This is a genomic window from Candidatus Solincola tengchongensis, from assembly GCF_015711935.1.
In the GTDB taxonomy this organism is placed as follows: domain Bacteria; phylum Actinomycetota; class Geothermincolia; order Geothermincolales; family RBG-13-55-18; genus Solincola_A; species Solincola_A tengchongensis.
The window spans coordinates 1-25,515 of the sequence record NZ_JACVJJ010000015.1 but is presented as its reverse complement, the minus strand read 5'-3'; the positions used below and the strand labels follow the sequence as shown (position 1 = coordinate 25,515).

Genomic DNA, 25,515 nt, shown 5'->3' with positions numbered 1-25,515 from the left:
ATGTGCCATTTTCGGCCGCAAGTCGGCCACGTTTTGGAGGGCACCGGGGATGTGAATCCTATGGGAGCCCCGCCACCTGCGCATGGTCTCTTCAAGGCTCCCGGCGACCGAACGCGGAGGGTGCGAGATCGGCGCTTCTATAGCATGGGCAGACATTCCCCGGAATGGCCTCCACCTCGATGTGGCCAGGCAAGGAACGGCTCCTCTCCCTCCCGGAAGGGAAAGGAAACACGAACACACCCCGGCACGGCCATGCGGATGGGAGGCGGTCAGGCCGGCGAGAAGACCGGTCGTCCTCGCTTTTCGCCCGCTGGCCGGCGGAAAGGCTCCTCACGTCGTGGGGAGTGTAAAATCGCCCTCCGGCGACCGAAAAAGATAATGGAGGAATATGTCCAGGACAAGAAAACCGGACCAACCAATTAAGGAGTGTCGCTATGCCGGCCAAGCCGAGAGGCGAAACACATGGCAGGCGATGTGGGGATAAAGCGGTGAATGGTGTGAAAGTGCCGGAAGAAGGAAAAGAGCGGCATACGCGTCGAAGGTTCGAGGCGATGAGAGGGTTCGGTAAGGACATCTGGGAGCGGACGGCGGCCATTCTGGCGGGGGTCCTCCTGCTTTCCGCCACGCTTTTGCCTTCTCCGCCTCCCGCAGGCGCCGACTCCGCATACAAGCTCATAACCGCCTTGCCCTCGATCACCATAGGCCAGCGGGTGTCCGGCACATTCCAAGACACCTGGACAAGCGACAACGCCTATCTGCAATACCGCGAGAGGTTAGACATCAACGGCAACGCGCGCCTGGACATCAGGTTCAACTCCTGGCAGACCTTTAGCGAGGCCCCTCTGGAGAAACTCTTGGGCCTTCGCGTGGATCTGGAAGGCTACCAGAACGATGCCGTCGAGTCCTGGTACGTACAGTTCTACGACTTCACCGCTGGCAACTGGTACAACTTCTGGTATTTCCTGGGAAGTTTCCCCACCACTCCGGACGGGACGCTCACCATGAGCGTGAGCGACCAGGCCCTCGCTCGACGCTTCGTGAGCTCGACAGGACAGTTCCGGCTCCGCTTCGCCGACGCCGGGACGGCCGTGGGGTCCTATGAACTGACGAGAACAAGGGTGTACTTCGACCTCATCCAGGCCGTCTTCATCTACGATATCACCCCGCCCGTCTCCACGGTGACCGCACCGGCGGACATGGAATACACCAACGCCAATACCTATATCGTTCGTGGCGTTTCCTCCGATCCGCTTCCCGATCCCAGCGGGGTCGGGGGGGTCGAGGTATCGACGGACGGAGGAGGCAGCTGGCATGCCGCCGACCCTGTTGCCCCGGGGGATTACTCCTCCTGGAGCTACCAGTGGGACATCCCCGCCGAGGGCACCTACAATATCCGGAGCCGGGCCACGGACCGGGTGGACAACCAGGAGGTACCCGGAGCCGGGGTGACCGTGGTGGTGGACTGGACCCCGCCCCAGGTATCCTCGGTATCTCCCCCGCCGGGCAGCCTGAACCTGCCCGTGGATTCCCTCATCTCCGCCACCTTCTCCGAAGCCAACGGCATGTCGGCGGCGTCCATCAACGCGAGCACCTTCACCCTGGTGGACGAGGAGGGGATGCCCGTGTCGGGCACCGTGACCTACGACCCGGTGAGCATGACCGCCACCTTCGACCCCGACGGGAACCTCTTCTATGGATATGTCTATACCGCAACCCTCACCACGGGCATCACCGACCTGGCGGGCAACCCGCTCCCCGCCGCTTACTCCTGGTCCTTCCGCACCGCGGACATCCTCTCCCTTTCTCTGGTGGGGACCTACAACCGAGACGGCACCCCAGGCGGAGGAAGCGTGAGTTTCGGGAGCATCAGCCCGGAGAGCTCACCCTTCGTCATCGGCGGGGGCACGCCCCCCTACGCGGTAAGGCTCAACATCCTCAGCTCCACCGGGTGGAACCTCTTCCTGCGGGCCGACTCCGACCTCACCGACGCCTCGCAGGACCCGCCGGCGGTCATCCCCATATCCCACCTGCAGTGGAGGACCAGCGGCGCAGGCACATGGTCCCCCTTCACCCTTGCTGAGGTACCGGTATACGACCCCGCACCGAACCGCACCCCGCAACCGGGAGGAAGCTACGTGGACCTGGACCTCCTCCTCCAGCTGGCCTGGGAGGACTTGCCAGGTAATTATTCCGCCACCGTGGTCTGCATTCTCATGGTCCAGCCCTGAACGGCACCCGGCCGGGCCCAGGGTCGTTTCGGCCAAGCACAAGCTTTGTCGTATCGATGCCGCGGTGGGATCGGGGACGCGCTCATTACACCCGTATGCCCGTTTATAATCCGAAATCAACGTGGGCACAGGATAAGGGCTCTGTCCGTTGAAGGACGGGTGGTGGATAAAGACATATGACCATATATGGTCCATCATTTTGGCCACACATGGATCCTTCGTTTCTTCTACCCGAACTCCGGAACCGCTTCGGGAAGGGATCGTTGGCCACCGGACAGCGAGGCCAAAAGCGCGGGCTGAGACGGATTGCCCGTCTTAAGGACGTTCCCGAGTGCGGCGCAGGGGGACGGCGAAGCTAAAGATCAGGATGTCCCGTAGGGCCGGTCCAGGGGGACGGTGAAGCGGAAGGCGGAACCCCCTCCTGGTCGCGGCTCATACCATATTTTGCCGCCGTGGGCCTCGGCGATGCTCCTCCCGATGTACAGCCCCAGGCCCAGCCCCGGCCCCGCATGGTGCATGACGTCCTCCACCTGGTAGAAGCGCTCGAAGATGCGCTCGCGGTCTTCCTGGGGCACTCCCCGCCCGCGGTCCAGCACCGTGAACCGCACCGCGCCCTCTTCCCCATCGACCTCCACCTCCACGGGGGTCCCCCGGGGGGAATACTTCACCGCGTTGTCGATGAGGATGACCAGGAGGCGCAGCAGCCTCTCGGCGTCGGCCCGGAGCGTCCCCAGGCCAGGCGCCACGCGGACTTCCATATCGCGGTCCGGGAACCTGGCCCGCATCTCCTCCACCGCCCGCCGCGCCAGCTCTCCGGGTTCCACCTCCCTGAGGTCCAGCCTCATGCGGTCCCCTTCCACCCGGGCGGCCTCCAGTAGCTCCTCCACGACACCTACCAGCCGGTCGGCCCCCTTGTCTATGGCCCGCAGCGCCTCGGAGCGGATCTCCTCGTCCATTCGGCTCCAGTTCTCCCTGAGGGTAACGGCATAGCCTTTGAGCAGGGTGGCCGGATGGCGCAGCTCGTGGGCGGCGATGTCCAGGAAATCGCGCATCTCCTCTGCTCTCCTCTTCAGCTCCTGCTCGTATTCCTCCTTCTCCGAGATGTCCAGGAGGGAGACGACGCTCTCCTCCAGGCCCGGGAGCATGGCCACGGTGATCAGGGCGGGGATGGCCCGGCCGGAGCGGTGGCGGGCCAGAATCTCCACCTGCAGGGGGCTGGACAATTCCCCGGAGAGCAATTTTCTGGAATATTCTTTCACCCGTTCAACGTCTTCGGGCACGAGGAGGTCCATATAGCGCATCTTCCCTACCATCTCCTCCCGGGAATACCCGAACACCCTCTCCGCCTCGCGGTTGGCGTCGGTTATCACGGCTTTCCTGTCCACATGGAACATCACCGTCCCGGTAGCCTCGAAGGTGGCGCGGTAGCGCTCCTCGCTGCGCCGCAGCGCCTCCTCCGTCCGCTTGCGCTCGGTGATGTCGCGCCCCACGTTGACGATCTCGATCACCCGGCCCTCCTTGTCCAGCAGGGAGGCTCCGGTGACCTCCACCAGCATCTCCCGGCCGTCCCGGCGTATGAAACGTATCTCGTCGCTATTGATGCCCCCGCTCGCCAGGAGGCGGCCTATATCCTTAAGGACCCTCTCATAATCCGCGGGGTGGACCACCCCGAGCTCCAGGACGTTCTTCCCCAGCAATTCCTCACGCGAGTAGCCAATCATCTCGCAGGCCTTCCGGTTCACTCCCGTCACCTTTAGGGAGCGGTCGTAACTGAAGATGGCCTCGCCCGCGAACTCCAGGAGGAGCCGGTACCTTTCCTCCGATTCACGGAGCCTGTCCAGCAGCCTGTGCCGGCCGCAGGTCTGAGCCATCTGCGCCGCCGCCGCCTCCACGAACTCTACGGTGGCCGGGGACATCCCTCCTCCGGGAGCCCCGGCGAGGAGGCACCCCACGGTCCTCCCCTCCCACCGCAAAGGCACGAGGGTCACGGCTGACGGTTCCTCTCCCGTCGGGAACCCGGCCTTCCTGCGCAGTTCGGCCCATTCCGCCTGGACGGTCTCCCCACGCTCCAGCGCCTCCGCCAGCTCCCCGCTCCCGCACAAGAACCCCGCCTCCGCTGCCGCGGCCTCGGAAAGGCCGCGGTGGCCGAAAAGCCGGTAGTCGCGCTCTCCCTCCACCAGGTAGACAGCACAGCGGCTTATCTCCCCGAGCTGGAAGATTATGTCAATGGCCAACTCCATGAACTCGCCGAGCCCAAAGGTGGATGCCGCCGCCTGGGCCAGGTCGCGCTGCAGGCGGGTGACCCTCTCCGCCCAGACCCGTTCCGTGACGTCGGTGATGAAGCCCTCCAGGTGCAGGAGCTCCCCGTCGTCGGAGAAAATACCCCTCCCCTGCTCCCACACCCACTTCCTCTCGCCGGCGGCGGTGCGGATGCGGTAGAGGAGCCGGAAGGGCTCTTTTCGTTCCACTGCCCACTGAACCTCCTTCCACACCCGGTCCCGGTCCTCGGGGTGGATGAGCTCGGCGTAGGACACCACGGCGTTTTCCCGGAGCTCCTCGGGAGAGTAACCTGTGAGCTCCCGGCAGCCCTCGCTCGCGAAGAGCATGGTCCACTGTGGGTCGTTGCGGCAGCGGTAAGCCATTCCCGGCAGGTTGGAGAGCAGGGTGGCCATCTCCCTCCGGCTCTCCCGCAGCTGCTCCTCCAGGCTTATCCTCTCCGTGACGTCGCGGGAGTTGATCACCAGACCCCCTACCCTTGAATCACCGAGGAGGTTCAGGGCGCTGGCCTCGTGGTACCTCCAGGTCCCGTCCCTGTGCCGGATGCGCTGCAGGGAGTACTGGGTGACGCCGGGCCGTCTCAGGGCCGTCTCCAGGTTGGAGGAGCTCCTCTTCCTGTCGTCCGGGTGGATGAAGTCCATGATGTTCCGGCCTAGGATCTCCTCCTCGTCGTAACCGAGCAGGCGCTTCACGGAGGGGCTGACGAAGACCACCCTTCCCTCCCCGTCCAGGACGGCGATGAGGTCCAGGGCGTTCTCCACCAAAAGGCGGAAGAATTCGCCCCCACCCGAGAGGCTCAACCGATTCTCTGCCTTCTCCATGCGCTCAAAGTGACGCCGTATGGCATCCTGCACTTCCGTCCTTGCCAGGAACCGCGCATGCCTTAAATGGAATACGTCACACGGACCCTTCCCTGGACAACTGGACGCGGGTTCAGCAAACCGTAGGTACCGCCGTTTGGTTCGATTTTACAACTTTTCCGCTCTTTGGCCTACGAGTCACCTCCCCACGAGTTCCTTCCTTCGCCGGCTCGCGTTCCCGTCCCGGCAAGCAACTTACTCCTCCACGCTCGCCTGACCGACGCGTCCGGGCTCGACTAAAATGTTCGTGGGGCGATCCGCAAGGCATATCACACGGCGGGAAGGCATGTTCCCCTTTTGCATATGCCTTCCGGAGCCTACCCGCTCACCCTCCCGTCTTCTCGATCCCGGCGCCGGCCTCCAGCGCCTCCCCCCGATGCGGGCACGGAGCCCTTCGCCTCTTTCGGCCTCTTTGCCCGACTACACCCATCTCCTTGAGCATCGTTTCGTACTCCATGGCCCGGCTTGCGCTGAGGCGTGCAGCGTTTCCGCCCATTTGATTCAAGGTCAAGCCTCGCTCTTGTTTAAACTCCCGGCTCACCAGCCATAATGACCCTATGAGGAAAGGAGGGAACGTCAGATGGAGGTGAGGTTTCCGGCTTTTCGGGCCAAGGCCGAGGAGGTTCTCGCAGGAGTCTCCGGCCTGGATGGCGAGGAGGATTACCGCCGGCTCCTCTGCGGGGATTGCCCTTTCTACCACCACGGGGAAAAGGAGAACGAGGAGTGCGGCAGTTACCGCATCCTTCGGAAACTTCTCGAGGCGGGAGCCCTGGACCTCGGGAACGCCATAAAGGCCTTGAGCTGAGGAGAGCTTCGAAACGGGTCGACGGAATAATGTTGCTGTCCAACCTACTCCCTTATAGGGCCGAATCCAGAGCGCCGGCAGGGCTCGGAAGGAGAAATTCCGGAATCGCCAGCGCCGGCCGCAACGGACTCCTGACCGTACATGGCCTCGTGGACACAGATTTCTATGACGATTCAGGGAGGGAAGGGTCATTGTTGCCGTTTCCACGCAGCGAAGGTTTCCTCCTATCGGGCAGAGAAAGCGGCGCCCTCCGGCTCCTCGAGGGCGGTCCTGCGTGAGCGAAAACCCTTCACGGAGGTGACATCGGTTGGACTTGAGGCCCGCATATCCCCGGCTTCAGGATGGCATATACCTGAAACAACTGGAAAGGCCCTGCGTGTACGATACCCGAACCGATGAGCTCTACGAGCTGTCGCCGGAAGCCATGGTCTTCCTCTCTCATTGCGATGGCGCTCACACCATCTCAAACCTGCAGCCCGAGGAGCACTTCCTGGCCTACTGCCTGGAAGAGGGGATCCTGGAGCTGCTGTCGCGAGCGGAGCCCACCGTGGTACGGGTGGGCATCAACGAACTCCCCTCCCTCCGCTACCTCATGGTGGAGGTGACCGAGCGCTGTAACCTCCGCTGCCGGCACTGCTACCTGGGAGAGGCAGGGGAGAAGGACATGGACCCTGATCTCCTGCTGCGGTTGCTAGACGATCTCGACGATATCGGAGGGCTGCGCCTCATGATAACCGGGGGTGAACCCGTGCTCTACCCTCATTTTCAACGCCTGAACCGGGCCCTGGCCGGGCGGACCTTCCGCCCCGTGCTCATCACCAACGGCACGCTCATCGACGGGAGCCTGCTCTCTACCCTCAACTTCCGGGAGATACAGTTCTCCCTCGACGGCCTGGAAGAAGGCCACGATTTCCTGCGCGGGAAGGGGAGCTTCCGGCGGACCCTGGAGGCCGTGAGGGAAACCCTCGTCTCCGGAAAAGAGGTCTCCGTGGCCACGGTCCTGCACCGGAAAAACATGCATGAACTAGAAAAACTTGGCAGATTTTTGCGGGATATGGGGGTCCATTCCTGGACCCTCGAGTACCCGGTGGCCATGGGACGCATGGCCGCCAACCAGGGCCTCATGCCCAAGATCGAAGAGGCGGCTCCGTTCTTCAGTCTGGAATGGGGCTCCGGCCCTCATGCCGGGGAAAGCGGTTACGCCTGTGGGGCTCACCTGGCCGCTGTGGACGTCTCCGGCCGCCTTATGAAATGCGGTTACTACCGCCAACTGAGCGGGGGGTCGGTCAACGGGGGCCTGCGTTCCGCTTGGCGCGCCCTCCCCAAGATGCGCCTCGAGGGCGTTTGCGCCTCGTGCACCGAAAGGGAGGGCTGCGGAGGCGGGTGCCGCTTCCGCGCCGAGCTCATGGACGGACCGGGCGGAAGGGACCTCCTGATGTGCGCCCGCCTGGGAATGCTCTCCTGAAGGGTGTTTATCCGACCGCGTCGCGGTGCATAATTGTAGGTGGAACCCACTACCAAGGAGGTGGTGAGATGAGGATCACGAAGATCCCCAAGAAGAAGGGCGGAACCTGCAAATGCAACAAGAGTTGCGGCTGAAGACGCCCGGAAAAGGGGAGGCCTGAGGGCCTCCCCTTTTTTCTCGGCGCGCTTTCTATTTCCTATGCATGGCGTCCAGGAACTCCTCCCAGGTCGGCACCAGCGTGGTCTCGTCACGCCTCCGCAGCGCTATCGCTCCACCCGTGCAGTTTGGAACGCACACCCCGCAACCCAGGCACAGCCTGCGCTCCACGCGAGCCAGCTCATGCTCATCCAGGCCCGCCGCTCCCACCGGACATCTTTCCTCGCACTCCCCACATCCCACACACGACTCCCGGTCCACGCGTGCCAGGTAGCTGGAGGTGCTCACGGCGCTGTCGAATTTCAACTCCAGCCTGCCCCGCAAATACACGCAACAACACGAGCAGCAGCAGCATAGGGTGGAGACCTCCCCCTGGTGGTTCTCGGTCAGGAAGACCAGGCCCGCCTCGTGCGCTTCCTCCAGCTTGCGTACCGCTTCCTCCAGCGATATCTCCCGCCCTATCCCCTGTTCCACCAGGGACCGGCCGAGCGAACCCAGCCGGAAACAGTTCTCCCTCTCGTGCTCGCAACCTCCACCGGCGTAGGCCGCTGCAGTGCGGCAGGCGCATGGGACAACGGCTCGAAAGGTAGACCTTTCCAGCAGCTCCTTAGCCGTCTCGAAGGGTAGGATCTCCGCGGTTTCATCGATATCCTCCTCCATGGGGACCACCCTCATCAGGGGCAGTTCCCGGTCGGCGATCTCCTTTCCCCAGGCCGCATAGAAGTAGCGCCGCCAGAGATCCGCCAGACGTCGGGCCGCTTCAGCATCCCTGCCCGTCCAGAAAGGGGCGTCCCTGAGGCCCGTAGGGCCGGAGGGCAAACAGTACCTGGCCACTCCATCCCTCATCTCCTTGTACACAAGGCCCCTTGAGGACATGGCATCCAGGAGGCCCTGGAGCTCCTTCTCCGGCATCCCCAGCTCGGCGGCCATCTCCGGGATGGGGGTTTCCTTGCAGAGAAGCCTGGCCGCCAGACGGGCCTCCTCGGGCTTGAAAAGCAGGCGGAGTATCTCCAGAAACTCGTGGCTGGGCGGAAAGCCTACCGGCATGTGTTCGAGATGTTCTGCAAGAGCAGAATAGACCTCATCCTCCAACACCATCACCCCCCGACTCCGACTCCTTAAATTTTAACATCCCGCTATCGCAGTCAAGCAAAGCCGGGGCGGATGGTGTCGTGATCCGGCAAAGCCGGGGCAGAAACTCCCGCAAAAGGATCCCACCTGACCTTTATGGAGACCCTCTTTGGCCGCGCCTTTCAGGTTGTCGAATGAACCGAGCAGCGGCCCACCCGATTCGCGGACCCGGCGGCCTAATGTTGTTCCACGCGGAGAAAAGGGCGTTGTTGCTCCGCTTCCGGATTGCCTCACCGCACCATCTTCGGGCTTCATTCCGCGCCGGTAAAGACCTGCTCCGTGAAGCAAGAAGACGGGTTGAGCCGTCGAGTTTCCCGCCGGGAGTGCCGTCGTCTCGTGTTCCAGGGTACGGGCATCGGTCCGGGGACCGAATTTTAAAATTCTCCTCCGGCCACGGACCTCAGGTATTCGGAAGCCGTCAGTCCCTCCTTCCGCGGCCCGGTCGCCTCACCGCTCAAAGAACCGCCCCATGTCCCTGAGGCCGAAGCGTATTCCCCGGCGTCGAAAAGGGCGGTCTGGCCGGTCGCCTCTCCCCTTTCGCCGCCATGTCCCCCGGACTCCAGTTCCCGGCGCAGGCCATCCGGCTCCGGATCCCTCTTCAGGAAATACCTTCCATTGCAGGTTATGAACCATCTTGCCCTGCTCACCACCACTCCCAGCCGGGATAGTGAGTGGAGGTCCAGAGAGTGAAGGCGGCGGGCGGAGATTATCCGGCGAGCGGAACGCGGGCCGATCCCGGGGACGCGTATCAATTCCTCGTATCCTGCGCGGTTGACCTCCACGGGGAAGAAAGCCGGGTTGCGAAGAGCCCATGCCGATTTGGGGTCCAATTCCTTTTCCAGGTGTGGCCGTTCCCCGCCCAGGAGTTCCTCCACGCGGAACCCGTAGCGGCGGATCAGCCAGTCAGCCTGGTACAGGCGGTGTTCGCGCAACAGGGGAGGCTCCCGAAGGGCCGGAAGGCGCGGGTCCTCGGAGACGGGGAAGAAGGCCGAATAATAGACCCGTCGGAGGCCGTAATCTCTGTACAGCCCCTCCGCCAGCCTCAGTATCTCCAGGTCGTTCTCCGGCGTGGCGCCGATGATGAGCTGGGTGGTCTGTCCGGCCCGGAGAAAAGCAAAGCCATGCCGCGGTCCGCGGGGAACCCCTGACTCGCGGTGGGCTTCCTCCTGCCGCCTTATCTCCCCCATGGGAGAGAGGATGTCCTCCCGCCTCTTGTCGGGAGCCAGGCGGCGGAGGCTGATCTCCGTGGGGAGCTCGATGTTCACGCTGAGGCGGTCGGCATAGATGGCCGCCTCCCGCACCAGCTCCGGCGAGGCGCCCGGGATGACCTTGAGGTGGATGTATCCCCGGAAACCCCTTCCCAACCTCAGTTCCCTGGCCGCCAGCACCAGCTTCTCCATGGTATGGTCCGGACTCACCCACACCGCCGAGCTGAGAAACAGGCCGCGGACCAGCCCTCTCCGGCAATACTCCATGGTGACCTCAGCCACTTCCGAAGGGGTGAAGGAAGCCCGGGGCCTGTGCGCCGAGGCGCGGTTGACGCAGTAGGCACAGTCATAGACGCACCGGTTGCTGAGCAGGATCTTGAGCACCGGAAGGCATTTGCCGTCTTCGGACCATGTGCGATAGATGCCGGGAAAAGAGAACCCGCCCTTCCCGGCGGCCTCCTCCAACATGCGGGAGTTCCTGGTGGAGCAGGTCACGTCGAACCTGGCCGCGGCTCCCAGTATCCTGAGCTTCTCCTCCAGATCCAACCTCGACCCCCGCTTCACTCGTCTTACCGCCTGTATAAGATTATGAACCCCGGCGACGACAGGGGTGCGCGGCTGCCCGTGACACCGTCAAGTTCACGAGGGGCCTTCATCTCACGAGCGGCGAGGGCCCCTCTCCCAGGGGATTCATACGCAGGGCCAGGGAATAGAGGTAGGGGTAGTCCTTCTTGAGGTGCTCAAGATAAACAAGCCACTCCCGGATGAGCAGCCGGTAGGCGCGGGCGATGTCCATGCATAGGTGCTCCATGTCCATCTCCGGCAGATTGCTCAGGATATCGCGATACTTGAGCTCCTCCGTGAGGTGGAAGACGGACCAGAGCAGGTCGGTGAAGGTCTCGTGCTCCAGGAGGGCGGGGTTCTCCAACAGGGACAGCAGGAACTCCCGCTTGGCGAGGAGGAAAAGGCGTATCTCGTCCAGGAGGTCCTCCCGGCCGGCGATCTCGCACTCGTGTCCCTCCACCCTTGAGAGAGCGCGTCGGAAGTCTTCCTCTCCCCAGTCCGGCCCGGCCTGGAGGCATTCCCGTATCTCCCGGCAACGGGCGTCGAACTCGGCGAAGTGACCCAGGAGCTGCATCCCCATCTCACTGAAGAAGGCGCCGATGACCATGTTCAGCTTCTCCATGCGCACCCGCTTCTCCCTCACCTCCAGGAGGCGGTGCACGATGACCGTCACCAGGAGCACCTCGATGGGCATGAAGGCCAGGTCCCCCAGCAAGTAGATGAAGATATGGTGCGCGTCCCGGAATATCAGGTAGTGCAGGAAATAGAGAGCGGCGGAACAGAGGATGAGGGCCGTCCCCAGATACATGTACCACTCCCGGTACCACCGGTTCTCCCTCTTCACTTCCAGCTCCCTCACCTCCCGGATGGCCTTGCTCCCACCGCACACCGTCTCGCCCAACCGCTCGAGCCATCGCCGCGAGCCGTGAATATATTATCCCATCCGTGGCCGCGGTCTTTATGGGATTCTCTCACATGTCATGCGAGGGGTGCTCTTAAAGCTTCTGAGGCTCGTCTGTAAATGGTAATTATTACCTTTTGCAATACAACTGCCCCTTTTCGGACGGGGTGAAGGGTGCTGGGTGGCTTCATTTAATCAACCCCCCGAAGTCTTCGCCATAAGCGAATCCGGATCGGATACCGGAGCGGTGTGGGCAGCCTGTCAACGGTCAGGACAGCGACCGGCCCGCCTCCGGCTCACCGGCGCGAATCCTCATCCTGCAAGCGCAATAATGCCCGTGCTTGCCCCGGATCGTGCGCCGCGCCTTGGCCTGAGAAGGGATTTGTGGGCCTCTTATCCCCGTTTTTGCTATCATGTAGTCGGTCGGCGGACAAGGACGTGTCCCGAGGGGGCTGGGAGATTATCCAATTTCGCAATCTCGCTCCGCGGTGAACCGTCCGATCCATGCCGAGAACGGAACGGGATCCGGAATCCGGGGAGGAGGAAGATGGGGGAGGAAAGGTCCGGTTTCAGGGATGCCGAGGTCGCCGCCCGCGCCTACACGGTCAGGAGGATGGGTATGGGCGATACCTCGGCGGCGGAACGGTCTCCGGGAGACGAGCCGCAGCGAGAGCACGGCGACGCCGGGGAGAAGGACTACGACGTCATCGTGGTGGGAGCCGGGTTCGGAGGCCCGGTGGCCGCCTACCGCTGCGCCCGGGCCGGGCTGCGGGTCCTCATGCTGGAGAGGTCGGCCCGAGTGGGAGAGAAGGTCATCTCCGGCCTGACCATCCCCTTTTACGGCTTCCTTTTCGGGCCGGACTTCATACGCGACGGCAATCCCCCCATAGAGCGCCCGGTGGACGGGATAATCAACTACATCATCAAGGACATCGACGCCGGGGACATCGAGGTGGACGACTCCCTGCGCATCCCCAAGCCCCTCTCCCCGGTGATCTCCTTCGGGTACAACGCCTACTGCCGCCCCTTCTGCCAGTGGGAGGCGGAGAAGGCGATGGAGGCGGGAGCCGAGCTGCGCACCTCCACCACCGTCGTCGACCTCATCCGGGAAGACGGCAGGGTGGCGGGCGTGGTCACCGACAGGGGAGAGAGGATAAGGGCCCGTCTGGTCATCGACGCCGAGGGCTCCCAGGGGCTACTGGCGGTGAAGGCCGGGGTGCGGGAGAAGTATCCGCCGGAGGTCATCTCCCTCGCCGACGTCTACGATTACCGCATGGACAAGGAGGACGTGGACCGCGTCCTGGGCTACACCCTGCGCTTCTGCTGGGGATGGGACGAGCAGCGCATCGCCCCGCCCCTGGGCCACGGCAACGGGCTAATGGTCTGGCCCTACCGGGAGAGCGTGCACTTCTGCCAGGACCAGTGCCTCCGCTTGGACGGAGGCGAAGTGCCCAACCTGCGCCGCCTCTTCCGGGAATACCATGACAACATCACCGGGAAGCTGCCCTGGTGGAGGGACGAGGTGGCGCCCCGGGCCGAGCTGCGGGCACATATGTGGGAGGGTTTCGAGATCTTCGTGGGGCTGGACCGGAGGCTGCGGGAGATGCCCAGCGTCACCGACGGGATGATCCTGGTGGGGGACGCGGCGGGACTGGAGGGCACCGAACTCTGTGACGGCGTCCCTGCCGCCTGGTTCTCCGCGGACATCGCCGCCCAGGTCGCCGTGGAGGCCCTGCGCGCGGGCGACGTTTCCAGGGATTTCCTGCGTCGCTACGAGGAGCGGATAAATGACCATCCCATCATCCAGTGGTCCATCACCGCCACCAACCGCTACAACCTGCGCTACGCCCAGGAACATCACGACCTGGAGGAGCTGAAGAGATACGTGCACAACGGCTGGGGCCTCGGCGGGTTCACCCACATGAGCACACCCCTGATGAAGGCCATCCTGCGCTCCCTTCAGGAGAACCCCGCTGTCCTGAGCTCCTGGATCCGCATGTACTTCCGCTACTTCTACAACTGGCTCCACGAGCGTTACGACTACAGCGAGGGCAAGCCCGCTCCGGACCGCGCCGGGGTGCGGGAACCCGTGGTCGCCCAGTTCATCTTCAAGGCGGGCCTGCGGGGACTGGATACCTTCCTCCGTGCGGGAGGTCCTTTGATCCGCGCCGCAGCCCACCTCCTGGAGCCGCTTTCCATCTTGGCCAACCCGGTCATGAAAGCGCTGCTCCCCCTGGTGGAAGCCCTGGTTCGGGGAATGGTCAGGTTGGAGCCGCTCCTGCAGCCGGTCAGCGACAGGGTCATCGATTTCATCCGCCGCGCCGACCCGTCGACCTTCGACCAGCCTCACGGCTGACCCCTTTGCGGCGCCGATTCCTGTAGCCGACGGTGCAGGACAGCCGGGTTCGGATGTACACCATCCGTGAGTGCCGGATCGCCGCGCATTACGCGCCCGCCGCGGGGTCAGGAAAGCACCTTCCTGACCACCTCCATCACTTTGGCCGGTTGGAAGGGTTTGGTGATGAAATCCTTGACCCCGGCCTCCAGGGCCTCCAGCATGAGGTGTTTCTCCCCCAGGGCGCTGCAGATGATGATGCGGGCCTGGGGATCGAGGGCCAGGATGTTGCGCACCGCGGTCATGCCGTCCATTTCCGGCATGTTGATGTCCATTATCACCAGGTCCGGTTTCCAGCGGTTGTAGGCCCAGATGGCCTCCGTGCCCGTCTCCGCCTCCACCACCGCGGTGTACCCGTTCTCGTTGAGTATGTTGCGCAACATCATGCGCGTGAACAGAGCGTCATCGGCTATGAGTATGGTCTTGGCCATTGTCTTCGCCTCCGCCTACCCGCCTTCCGCCCGTTGGAACAAGACCCATCGGGCTTACGCCATCATGTATCGGTAAACGCGGCGCGGACATTGAGGAGCGTGCCGTACCGCCAACGCTCTCACGATGTGGAGGGGATCAAGCTCCGGCACGGCATGGGCCCAGAAAGGCGGCGCCCCTGGGTGATGCCTTCTCTCCTCGGGAAGAACGGAGGGAAAACATCAGACACCGGGCTTCTATGCCCGGCTGTCCATGCGCGTATCGCAGGATCGGCGGCCGCAAACAGGCGACACGCGCGTCGCTCCTCACCCTCCACTTATGCTCCACCCGGCCGTGAGGAGTGCCGGGAATCGCCTGCGAAAGCATCGTGCTTCGAAATCTTGCTGCCGTGCTTTCGTGTCGCGAGTCCGTTGCCCGCGCACGGTCATCGGGCGGATCGGCGTCCATTCCGCCTTATGCGGGCGCCGTCGCAGCCCTGTGGAAGGGCGGGAAACCTGCTCTTGCGGCATTCGGCGTCCGCCCGATTTCCATTTGCCCTGCTGAGAGCGGGCGAGCGCGCTCATCAGGTCACGGCCTCTCGCAACCCGGGTAGGAGCGCAGGGTGAACTCCAGGCAGGCCCCGCCGTCGTTATAGGCCCTTATCTCCCCGCCGTAAGTCTCCACCAGCCTCTGGACCGTAGAAAGGCCCACCCCGGTCCTTCCCTCCCTTCCCTTCCAGAAAGGCTTGAAGAGGTTGGCGAACTCCTCGGGTTGGAAGCCGGGGCCGTTGTCCCTGACCAGGTAATGGATCGCCTCGCCATTCATCCCCAGCTTGCGGACCTCCACCAACCCCTCGTCCCGGGGGGCGAAACGCAGGGCGTTGTCCAGGAGGTTGGCGAAGAGCTGGTAGAGGTGGGCGCGGCTGGCGCGGAGCTCACCCAGGTCATCGTCCACTTCCACGCGCACCCCCTTCTCACGGATGAGGTCCTGACGTTCCTCCACCACTTCCCTGACCAGGGCGGAGACGTGCACCGGGCCCACCCTCCCCGAGAGCTCCCTCTCTCTGGCCATCTTGAGGGTCTCCTCGATGAGCTCGATAGCTCTTCGCGAAGAGGAGGTGATCATCTCAGCCAGCTCCCGGAGAACGGCGTCTTCCCCCCCTTCCGCCTCCAGCATCTTCTCCATGGTCTGCGCCGCGGATTGGATGTTGGCCACCGGGCCCCTCAGGTCGTGGGATATGGCCCGGGCGTAGGCTTCCAGCTCCTCGTTGACCCGGCGCATGATCTCCTCCGCCCGCGTCCTCTCCGTGACGTCCACCCCGAGCCCGTAGAAATACTCCAGCTCCCCGTCTTCCCGGAAGACCGGCTTTCCGTGCCACTCCACGACAAGCTCCTGGCCGTCCCTGGCCTTCATCAGACTTACATTCACCGTAAGGCTCCTCGTTCTCATCAGGATGTCGAAGATCCTTGCCAGCGCAGGCCGCTCTTCCGGGGGCACGAAAGTTGCCGCAAACTCCCTCCCAACCACTTCCTCCCGGGTGTAACCAAGCTCTTGGAGCATCATGGCGTTCATGTTCAGAACCCTACCCTGGGGGTCGATGGCCACGAAGAAGAGGGGCAGGGAATCGATGAGCTCCGAGCTGAACCTCCTCTCCATGAGCAGGTCCTCGCGCACCTTGCGGTGGGAGGCCAGGTTCCTGAGCCAGTGTTCCAGCCTGGATTCCTCCAGGTCCGGGCCCAGATACTCCTCCGGCGGTATGTAATAGAAGTTCTCGTAGAGGTGCTCCCCCACGACCACCAGGGGATGCGTGGTGACGACCTCCAGGAGCAGCCCGGCACGGAAGACCCGGCGGTCGTACTGGCAGAGGGCCAGGCACCCGCTGCCGGGGAAAAAGAGGTTGAGCTTGGCCTCGTACTCTATGAGCCTCTCTGAACCGGGTATCCCTTTTAGGGCCCAGCTCATCTCCCCGCTGACCCGGAGGGCGCGATAGCCCTCCATGAGAGCCCGTTCCGTCTCCCCGCGCAGGAGCTCTATCATACGGTCGGGGTCGAAGGACCCTCCCTCGGTGTAAGCCTCGTCGGAGGCGAGGATGACCAGCTGCCCGCGCTCCAGAAAAGGCGCGGCGTCCAGGCCGTCCACATGCAGGTAGGCCAGGATGTTCGAGGCGGTGTGGGCATCCGCTATGTACAGCACCTTCTGTCCCCGTTCCAGGCCGCGCCGCAGGAAGGGAGCGAGCAGCGAGCGGTGTTCCTCCTCGCTGCGATAGATGCAGCAGAGGTGGTCCCCCGGCTCCAACTCCTCTAATCTGCGCAAGGATTTATTGGCCATCCTCCACCATCCGTCGCCCTGCAGCACATGGTCTGCAATGACCGGCCGACAATGATATGAATGTCCATCATCTGTTACCCGTAAGGGGGAGGGTGAAACGGAAGGCGGTCCCCCCGCCCGGCCGGGACTCGTTCCAGATGCGGCCGCCGTGCCCCTCCACTATCTCACGAGCTATGTACAGTCCCATCCCCATCCCGGGCATGGAGTGGTGTAGGGCATCCTCCACCTGGTAGAAGCGCTCGAAGACCCTCTCCCTGTCCTCCTCGGGTATGCCCATCCCCCGGTCCAGCACGGAGACCAGTAGCTCTCCCTCCTTCTCCGAGAGTTCTACATCGATCACCGAATCTGGTGGCGAGTAGAGCGCAGCGTTCTCCAGGAGGATGCACATGAGCTGGCGTATCCTCTCCTTGTCCGCCTCCAGGCGCCGTTCAGTGCCGAAGGCTGAGACCCGGAAGCGGTGAGCGAATCCCCTTCCGCGCATCTCCCCCACCGCTTCCTCCACCAGGGAAAGCGGGTTCACCTCCCCTTTCTCCGGTCGGAACCTCCCTCTCTCCATGCGCGAGACGTCGAGGAGCATCCCGGACATGCGGGCCAGGCGGTCCGCCCCTTCCTTAAGGGCCCTGAACATCCGCATACGCTCCTTTTCTCCAAGCTCATCCCAACGCTCGCGTAGGGTCACCGCGTAGCCCTTGATCACCGTTGCCGGGTGACGGAGTTCGTGGGAGGCTACGTCGATGAAGTCCTTCAGTTCTTCCTCGCGCTGCAGGCGTTCCTGTTCGAGGGAAAGAGCTCGGGCGAGCATCTCCGCGGCCTCGACCTCCTCCGGGGACCAGCCGCGCTCGACACGGTGGTAAGCAGCAAGGCACCCCGCAACCCTCCCCCTCACCGTCACCGGGAAGAGAAGGCAGGAGTGGAAAGCATGCCCGGAGACCAGAGGATCCCGTTCCGCCCCTGGAACGCCTGAGAGGTCCTCAAAGGCGAGGGGCTCTCTCCTACCCTCCCGGAGATAGCGCGTGCAGAGCGAGCCCTCCTCCGAGCCCTCCGGGAAGATGATGAACCTCTCCTCGCCGGAGAGCGTGGAGAGTATCGCCATCTGGCCCCTGACCCGGAGATAATAGGCGGCATGGTCGCAGCCTAAGATCTCCCGCATGCCTTCGAGTATCCTGACCATGTTTTCCATGGCGTCCGCGCCCAATCCCAGGATGACGCGGTCCGCCCTCTCCCGGTATTCGCGCATCTTCTTCATTTCCGTCAGGTCCACGGCGGTGAACACCGTTCCCCGGTAAGGATCGGAAGGGTCCAGGTAAGTGGAGCTCAGGAGGATGTCCAATATTTTTCCGTCCCGCGTGACCCATTTGGTCTCTATGGAGCCGATGCCCGATTCCTCAATCTTCCGGTATTTCTGCTCCCCGACCCTCATGTATTCCTCCTCCGAGGCGTAGAGCATCCTGGCGCTCTTTCCCGTCAGCTCCTCCTCCCGGTACCCGAGCATCTCGCAGAGCCTGGGGTTCACCCGCTTGATCACCCTGTCTGGGTAGGAAACCGTCCCGATTCCCACCGGCGCGGCACGGTAGATACCTTCTACCTCCTTCTCCAGTATATTGAGCGATTCTTCCGCCCGCTTGAGCTCCGTGACGTCCAGGGCCAGCTCGAAGCGCACCGGCCGGCCGTCCGGCCAGTGGATGAGCCGGTCCACGATGATGTAGTCGCGGTCCAGCAGCGGGTTGTGGTATTCCCAGCTATATGGCTTGTCCGGCTCCTCGAGGATCACGGGGTTGGTGCAGAAGTCGCAGGGGGCATCCCTCCCCTGAAACTCCCGGTAGCAGAGGCCTCCCGTGGGGTCCTTCCCGAAACGGTTCTTCAGCGTCTGGTTAACGTAGAGGATCTCGTAACTGAAGGGGTCGGACACGTAGATTATCTCGTCGATGCTGTCCAGGATGGCCAGGAGCTGCTCGTGCTCCCGGCGCTCTTTCTCCTCTGCTTTCCTCGCTCGCGAGGCCGCCTCCTCCAGCTCCGCCGCCTTCTCCCGAAGCACGGCCAGCTCCTCAAGGAGATCCCGATAGCTCTTTCCTTTACCTTCTCCCCACATAAGCCATCCCCGGGTCATGATCTTTCCGACTTAAAGCCGTGTGTCCTCGCTTGATCTCTCCCCCGCAACGGCTAAGACTCAAGCGCAAATCGCGGAACGGTTGTGGTTTCCGCCTTCCTCTGCCGTCATACCTGGTTTCCAGGCCAAGGCCCTTCCGGGTCTCCGTTTTTTCCGCCCTTTGATTCTATTATCAACCATCGGGAAGCTGCCTGGAAAGCGAGATCCGCATTACGTTCGGGTGTTGGATCCCGCTTTCCGCTTCTCAAATGCAGGGACTTCGAATCACGAGCCTCCCGTTTCCCTGAGGGCTGCGCGTGTCCCTCCGCTGGGTTAAAATTTATGTCATAAGTAATGCAAACGCTCTGGGCAGCGCGGAGAAACTTCGTTCCGGTCAGAGGTAGAAAATGGAAGTGGACCCGAAAACCAAGGCGGCAAGGAAGTCGGAAGGCGGTTACTGTTTTCCGGCCGAAGGGGAACAGGCCTCCGGGGAAGGGGAAGCCCCCGATTCCAAATCCCACCCGGATTTCCTCCGCCGCCTGGTCGAGTATACGCTGGACATGATCTCCGTCCTGGATGCCGAGGGACGGGTCGTCTACAACAGCCCCTCGCTGACCCGGTACCTTGGCTACCTCCCCGAGGAGCTCGAGGGCCGTTCCGCCTTTGAGCTCGTGCATCCTGAGGATCTGCCCCGTGTCCTGGAAGCCTTCCGCAAGGGGACGGCCGCCCCAGGCGTCACCGAGAAGGTGGAATACAGGTACCGCCACAAGGACGGGAGCTGGCGCTTCCTTGAATCCGAGGCCGTGAACCTGCTCCACGACCCCGCCGTCCGGGGCATGGTCATCAGCTCCCACGATGTATCCGACCGCAAGCGTATGGAGGAAGAGCTGAGGGAGTCCGAGGAGATGCACCGCAGCCTGGTGCGGGCTTCCCCCGACGCGGTGACCGTATCCGACCTGGAGGGGAACATCACCTACGTCTCCCCCCAGACCCTCCGCCTGCACGGCTTCGAGAGGGAGGAGGAACTCCTGGGACTCAATGCCATCCGCCTGGCCGCCCGTGAGGACCGCGACAAGGCACTGGCCATCTATCGCCTGGCCATCAACGAGGGCATGGTGCGCAACGCCGAGTTGACCGCGCTGAAGAAAGACGGCTCGCGCTTCCCGGTGGAGCTCAGCGTGGCCGTCATCCGGGACACGCAGGGAGAGCCCCGTGGGCTGGTGGCCTTTACCCGGGACATAAGCGAGAGGAAGAAGATGGAAATGGAGCTCCGCAACCGGAACGAGGAGCTGGAGGCATTCGCGCACACCATATCCCACGACCTGCTCACTCCCGTGGCCATCGTTGAGGGCTACGCCAAGGCCGCCCTGGAGGCCGACGCCGAGGGGCGCCCGGAAGCGGAGCGTGAATGCCTGGAGGCCATCGCCAGAGGGGCACGTCGCATGAGCGAGCTCATCAACTCCCTGCTGCAATACGCGCAGGCCGGACACGCGGAGCTGGAGGAGCTGACTGTGGACTCCGAGGAGGTGCTCCTCGAGGTCCTCATGGACCTGGAGGAGGAGATACAGCGTAAGGGCGCCTCGGTGAGGATATGCGACCGGCTCCCGGTGGTCAGGGCGGAAGCGGTGAAGCTGCGGCAGGTGTTCTTCAACCTCATCGGCAACGCCCTCAAACACATGGGGGAGGTGGAGGACCCGCGCGTGGAAATAGGCGCTCAAGACCGGGGGGACATGGCCGTCTTCCGGGTGAGCGACAACGGCGTGGGCATACCCTCCGCGCTGCAGGAGCAGATCTTCGAACCCTTCAAGCATTTTTCCATGGACGGCACCCCGGGGCTGGGCATAGGTCTTTCCACGGTCAAGCGCGCGGTGAGATCCTGGGGTGGCAGGATCTGGGTGGAATCAAGTCCCGGCGAGGGCGCGACCTTCCTGTTCACCGTCCCGGTTGCCGGAAGCTGAGACGACGAAAGGAGGAGGGCTTTGAACGCCAGACATAGAAGGGTCCTGGACGCCCTGGAGAGGAGGGAGCCGGACCGCGTCCCGGTGATGGACCTCATGCTTGAGTACACCACCTGCAACGCCATCCTGGGAAAAAGGCCCAGCCCGTTGGGAAGGTGGCTCGCCAACCCGCGGGCAACAGGTCTTCTGGACGCCCTCTTCTCCCGCCTCGACACCGGGGCCGCGTTGGACCTGGAGCTGGAGCGTTTCCTCTTCCTGGGAGCGGAGGCCGCGGAGAGGATGGGCTACGACGCCGCCTGGCTCACCTACTTCCCCGTCCTGCATTACCGGGACTCGAAGAGCATGGTGGACCTCTTCGGGCGCCTGAGCGACGTGGTGGTGGACGAGAGCGGGAACCTTACCAACCCCGTTTACCGCGAGGGCCTCATCAAGGGTCCCGAGGACTGGAAGGCCTGGGACAAGCGCCCCCTCCTGCGCCTCCCGGAGAAGGTGAACCGCGCCTTCTCCAGGCTGCACAAGAAATACGGTGATTCCTACTTCATCTTCGGGTTCTGCAGCTACGGGCTCTTCGAGAACACCTGGCAGCCGCTGGGCTTCGAGCGTTTCGCGGTGGCGGCGCGCAAGGAACGGGGTTTCCTGCGACGCATGATCGGCTTCCTCACCGACCTCTACTGCCTCCTTTTGGAGGCCATGGCCGACGCCGGTCTCCCCGGCGTGATCTATACCGACGACCTCGCCTACCGTACCGGGCCCATGCTCAATCCCCGGACCATCGAGGAACTCTACGGGGATTCCTACCGCCGCATCGTGGAGACCGCGCACCGCGCGGGCATGAAGATAATCATGCATTCCTGCGGCAACACCACCTCCCTTCTGCCCTGGATAGCCGATTGCGGGTTCGACGGCGTGCACCCCCTGGAACCCACCGCCAGGGTGAGCCTCTCCGAGGCCAAGGCCGCGGTCGGCGACCGCATCTGCCTGGTGGGCAACCTGGACGTGACCCATATTCTGGTGGACGCCTCGCGGGAGGAGGTCTTCGAGGCCGTTCGCCGGGCCATCCATGAAGCGGGTCCAGGAGGGGGTTTCATCCTGGCACCCGACCATTCCCACCCCCAGGTCTCCGTGGAGCGGCTGCGCTGGATGGTGGAGGCGGCGGAAAGACACGGCCGCTACCCCCTGGAAGCGGATTAAGGCACCGACAGGCCTGGCTCCTAAAACCTGTAGCTCTCGGCGAACATCACCGTGGCCGGACTGACCACCGTGGGGTCGGTGAGGACGTTCACGCAGGCCGGCTTCCCGGAATCCAATGCCCGTCGCAGGGCGGGCAGGATGTCCGCCTCGCGTTCCACGAACTCGCCGTGGCCGCCCAGGGCCTCTACCATCCTCTCGTAGCGCACGACCCCCAATTCCGTGCCGCATACCCTGTCCTCCGCGTAGCATATCTCCTGATGGTGCTTGGCCATCCCCCAGGCCTGGTCGTTGCAGATCACCGCGGTGACGGGCACCCCGTGGCGGCAGGCGGTATCCATCTCCATGGCATTGAGTCCGAAGGAGCCGTCCCCGCTCACCAGGACCACCCTCCGCTCGGGCCTGGCCAGCTTGGCCCCTATGGCGAAGGGCACGCCTATCCCCAGGCAGCCGAAGTGGTTCCCGTTGCCGATCACCCCTGCCGTCTCACCTGCCCGCAGTCCCACCAGGCCGAAATAGGAGGAATCGCCTCCGTCCACTATGTAGATGGCCTCGTCTCCCGTGGCCTCGCGAATGCACCGCATGAGGCGCAGGGGATGGATGGGGTCGGCGGGCGTCTCCGCGGCTTGCCTCTCGCTCTCCGCCAGGGAGGAGGTCGCGCTCCGGAGCGACTCCACCCACGCGGAGCGGTCCCTCTCCTCCACCAGCTCCAACAGACGCCCCAGGACGGCACCGGCGTCCCCGGGTAGAGCCACGTCCGCCCGGCGGTTACGGTCCAGTTCGGAGGGCTCGACGTCCACGCGGATGACCCTGGCGTTTTCCAGTATCCGCCCGTAATTGGTCACCCAGTTGAGGCGCAGCCCCACGACCAGCGCCACGTCGGCCATAGAAGCAGCGGCCAGAAGCCCCATGACCCCGCCGCTCCAGAGGGATAAGGGGTGGTGGTCTGGAACCGCCCCCCGGCCGTAGTTCAGGAGGAGGTGGGGAATGCCCGCCTTCTCCACCAGCGCCCCGAGCTCCGCGGCGCAAGCGCTGTGGGCGATGCCGCTCCCTCCGAGCAAGATGGGCCTCTCCGCGCGGTTCAGCAAGTCCGCCGCCGCCCGGAGGTCTTCCTCCCGCGGCAAGGCTCGGAACTTTCGGCATCCCTCCGAAGGATAGGAGATCTCAGACTCCTCGACCCCGGCGAAGAGGCATTCCGGTGCCAGCTCCAGGAACACCGGGCCCGGCCTCCCGGAGACGGCACGGCGGAAGGCCGCCTCCAGGTATTCGGGAATGCGCCTCATATCGTGGCAGCGCGCCGCCCACTTGACCGCCGGCTTTACCATGGACTGCTGGTCCATGTCCTGCAGGGCTCCCCGGTCCAGGTCGCGCAGGGAGACCATCCCGGCCAGGACCACCACCGGCGCCCCTTCCAGGTAGGCGTTCACCACGCCGGTCAGGGAATTGGTGAAGCCCGGCCCCGCGGTCACCGCGCAGACCCCCGGTTTGCCGGCGTAGACGGACCAAGCGTGGGCCATCATCACCGCCGCCTGCTCGTGGCGCACGTCCACGAGCCTCACCCCGTGGTCCAGGCAGCCGTCGAAGATGGGAGCGATATGCCCTCCGGAGAGGGCGAACAGGATGTCCACGCCCTCCACTCTCCGCAGGTATTCGGCGACCACGTGTCCCCCGTGCACCTTACCCATGGTTTCCACCCCCTTCTCGGCGTCAAAGACTACTTTCCATTTAATACCAGAACATCAGGAGCCTCTCTCGCGGGGCGGCCTGTACTCCTTCTTCACCCACCGCTCTATGGATCTCCAGGCTTCCTCCCAGGGCACCCGCGTCCTCCATCCCAATTCCTCCCACGCCCTCCGGGTGTCCACATCCAGATCCCGTCCCATGACCCCCACCGCCAGCGCAGTGGCGGGGCGCCTGACGTTGAGCGGCGCGAACAGCGCGTCGCAGACCCTCCCCAGCTTCCAGGCCAGGCCGAAGGGGAGCGAGCCGCGGGGCCTCTTCCCCACCAGCGACCCGAGTCCCTCCAGATATTCCCTCCAGGTGACCCGGTAATCGTCGCGCAGGTTGTAGGTGCGTCCCGCGGCAATCTCGGCGTCCAGGGCGAGGAGTATCCCGTCCACCAGGTTCTCCACGTAGATGAGGCTGGCGCTGTGCGCCCCGCCGTCGATGAGGGGGAGCGGCCCCCTGTACATGGCGTCCAGGACCTCCCTGACCCAGACACTACCCGGACCGGTGACGTTGGAGGGGCGGACGACCGTGGCTTTCAGCGCGTCCCGGGAATGGTAGGCGCGTACCAGCTGTTCCGCCTCCGCCTTGGCATCTCCGTAATGGATGCCCGTCTTCACCAGAGGGGTGTCCTCATCGAAGTCCTTCATGTGCACGCCCAGTCCGTAGGCGGCCACGGAACTTATGAACAGGAAGCGCTCCACCTTTCCGGCGCATTCCTCCAGCAGGTGGCGCGTGCCGTCAACGCCAATGGGGTAGAACTGCCTCTTCGTCCCCCAGTCGAGGGTCCGGTTGGCGGCATGGACCACCTTATCGCATCCCTCGGCCACCCCTCTTATGGTGGAGGGGTCGGTGAGGTCCCCCCGGAAGACCTCCATCCCCAGGGAGGCCAGCTCCCGGTCGGGTTCCCCGGGCAGCAGCAGGCCCCTCACCATGTCTCCCCTGTCCAGTAGCCTTCGGACGAGATGGGAACCGATGAACCCACCGGCCCCGGTGACCAGGACTTTCATGGCATCCCCCTTTCTTCGGCAAGAAATGGAAAGGCGTTTCGTTTGTCGCCGCGACAGCCATATCGACCTTGACGAAACCATCCACAATTATAACCTCACGGATGGCAACGGAGCCTTCAACAGTTCACGGCCGCGAAGTCGTCCCTCCCCGACGAGGGACTTCGGCGATGGGCGAAGCCGGGAGAAAAAGCCGCGCCCTGTTCGAACGAGAACCCGAACGCCCGTAAAAAGCCCGAGCGCATCACGCTTTCCGAGTCCGCGAGGCACCGCAATGAAACCCGCTTCGGAAAAGGTTTTCCGACCCTTCACGGCGGGCAGGATATGAATGAAAAGCATTAACTTTTTAAAAAATGGGGACTTCAGATAATCTCCGGCTCTTGCGGCGTAAAAGGAGCAGCCTGTCTCACTCTGGGACGGCTCTGCGATCCTTAAGGTATTGTCCGTTCACGGAATGCGAGAATGTTCGGGGTTGACCCCAAGGATCGCCTGGTTTCTTGGCCCACAAGGTAAACTGCGTTCCGAAGTTTTAAAAGATTAGGCGAAAGATCCTGGGGGCATCGTGCTCCTCGAGCAACCAGCATCAGAGCCGAAAGAGGCCAAACATTCCGATGAACACACGTTGAAATGTTTGAAACCGCCTTTCGAAACAGCCTTGCAACCTCATAAGATCCGCCGGATGTCTGATGCCGCCGCGCCGCCGCGGCGTTAACAACGGTCGAAAGGGGAAGGGAAAATGTCGCTGTATCGTTTCGGCAGGCGTTTAAGGTCGAAGAAGGTTCAGAGATCACCCTGTCACTCCTTTAATAACAAGCAAACAGACAG

15 protein-coding genes are annotated in these 25,515 nt (G+C 63.5%); 6 read left to right on the top strand and 9 right to left on the bottom strand.

Annotation, left to right across the window (positions count from 1 at the left end):
• The first annotated feature begins 551 nt into the window (after positions 1 to 551).
• A complete protein-coding gene (locus H7007_RS00535) occupies positions 552 to 2,228 on the top strand; it encodes an Ig-like domain-containing protein (RefSeq protein ID WP_287152530.1) in 1,677 nt (558 codons plus the stop codon).
• Positions 2,229 to 2,590: 362 nt separating this feature from the next.
• On the opposite strand, the gene H7007_RS00530 is transcribed toward H7007_RS00535, so the two are convergent.
• Positions 2,591 to 5,305: a PAS domain S-box protein gene (locus H7007_RS00530; RefSeq protein ID WP_287152529.1), complete on the bottom strand. Its 2,715-nt coding sequence runs from the start codon at positions 5,303 to 5,305 to the stop codon at positions 2,591 to 2,593.
• 640 nt (positions 5,306 to 5,945) lie between these two features.
• On the opposite strand from H7007_RS00530, the gene H7007_RS00525 reads away from it, so the two are divergent.
• The gene (locus tag H7007_RS00525) at positions 5,946 to 6,170 is read left to right on the top strand and encodes a hypothetical protein (RefSeq protein ID WP_287152528.1); all 225 of its coding nucleotides are present in this window, start codon (positions 5,946 to 5,948) and stop codon (positions 6,168 to 6,170) included.
• 307 nt (positions 6,171 to 6,477) lie between these two features.
• Complete coding sequence (locus H7007_RS00520; RefSeq protein ID WP_287152527.1) at positions 6,478 to 7,635, top strand: radical SAM protein; 1,158 nt, start codon at positions 6,478 to 6,480, stop codon at positions 7,633 to 7,635.
• A 189-nt stretch (positions 7,636 to 7,824) separates the two neighbouring features.
• Here the strand turns inward: H7007_RS00520 and H7007_RS00515 are convergent, their stop codons facing one another.
• The 3 genes from H7007_RS00515 to H7007_RS00505 form a co-directional block, all read right to left on the bottom strand.
• Positions 7,825 to 8,889 carry a 4Fe-4S binding protein gene (locus tag H7007_RS00515; protein WP_287152554.1) on the bottom strand — a complete coding sequence of 355 codons (1,065 nt, stop codon included), beginning with the start codon at positions 8,887 to 8,889 and terminating at the stop codon, positions 7,825 to 7,827.
• 407 nt (positions 8,890 to 9,296) lie between these two features.
• A complete protein-coding gene (locus H7007_RS00510; protein ID WP_287152526.1) occupies positions 9,297 to 10,676 on the bottom strand; it encodes a putative DNA modification/repair radical SAM protein in 1,380 nt (459 codons plus the stop codon).
• 106 nt (positions 10,677 to 10,782) lie between these two features.
• Positions 10,783 to 11,595, bottom strand: a complete 813-nt coding sequence (locus H7007_RS00505) for an MJ1433 family protein (protein WP_287152525.1) — start codon at positions 11,593 to 11,595, stop codon at positions 10,783 to 10,785.
• A 547-nt stretch (positions 11,596 to 12,142) separates the two neighbouring features.
• On the opposite strand from H7007_RS00505, the gene H7007_RS00500 reads away from it, so the two are divergent.
• On the top strand, positions 12,143 to 13,951 hold the full coding sequence (locus H7007_RS00500; protein WP_287152524.1) for an NAD(P)/FAD-dependent oxidoreductase: 1,809 nt from the start codon (positions 12,143 to 12,145) through the stop codon (positions 13,949 to 13,951).
• Positions 13,952 to 14,058: 107 nt separating this feature from the next.
• Here the strand turns inward: H7007_RS00500 and H7007_RS00495 are convergent, their stop codons facing one another.
• From H7007_RS00495 to H7007_RS00485, 3 genes are all read right to left on the bottom strand, one after another.
• Positions 14,059 to 14,421, bottom strand: a complete 363-nt coding sequence (locus H7007_RS00495; RefSeq protein ID WP_287152523.1) for a response regulator — start codon at positions 14,419 to 14,421, stop codon at positions 14,059 to 14,061.
• Between the two features lie 565 nt (positions 14,422 to 14,986).
• Complete coding sequence (locus H7007_RS00490; protein WP_287152522.1) at positions 14,987 to 16,693, bottom strand: MEDS domain-containing protein; 1,707 nt, start codon at positions 16,691 to 16,693, stop codon at positions 14,987 to 14,989.
• A gap of 100 nt (positions 16,694 to 16,793) precedes the next feature.
• Positions 16,794 to 18,761, bottom strand: coding sequence for a sensor histidine kinase (locus H7007_RS00485; protein ID WP_287152521.1), 1,968 nt, complete (start codon positions 18,759 to 18,761; stop codon positions 16,794 to 16,796).
• A gap of 458 nt (positions 18,762 to 19,219) precedes the next feature.
• Between H7007_RS00485 and H7007_RS00480 the strand changes: the two genes are divergently transcribed.
• Positions 19,220 to 20,770, top strand: a complete 1,551-nt coding sequence (locus H7007_RS00480; RefSeq protein WP_287152520.1) for a sensor histidine kinase — start codon at positions 19,220 to 19,222, stop codon at positions 20,768 to 20,770.
• Positions 20,771 to 20,791: 21 nt separating this feature from the next.
• Complete coding sequence (locus tag H7007_RS00475) at positions 20,792 to 21,961, top strand: uroporphyrinogen decarboxylase family protein (RefSeq protein ID WP_287152519.1); 1,170 nt, start codon at positions 20,792 to 20,794, stop codon at positions 21,959 to 21,961.
• Between the two features lie 20 nt (positions 21,962 to 21,981).
• On the opposite strand, the gene H7007_RS00470 is transcribed toward H7007_RS00475, so the two are convergent.
• Together H7007_RS00470 and H7007_RS00465 are read right to left on the bottom strand one after the other, a co-directional pair.
• On the bottom strand, positions 21,982 to 23,643 hold the full coding sequence (locus tag H7007_RS00470) for a thiamine pyrophosphate-binding protein (RefSeq protein ID WP_287152518.1): 1,662 nt from the start codon (positions 23,641 to 23,643) through the stop codon (positions 21,982 to 21,984).
• Positions 23,644 to 23,697: 54 nt separating this feature from the next.
• A complete protein-coding gene (locus H7007_RS00465; RefSeq protein WP_287152517.1) occupies positions 23,698 to 24,693 on the bottom strand; it encodes an NAD-dependent epimerase/dehydratase family protein in 996 nt (331 codons plus the stop codon).
• Between the last annotated feature and the right edge of the window lie 822 nt (positions 24,694 to 25,515).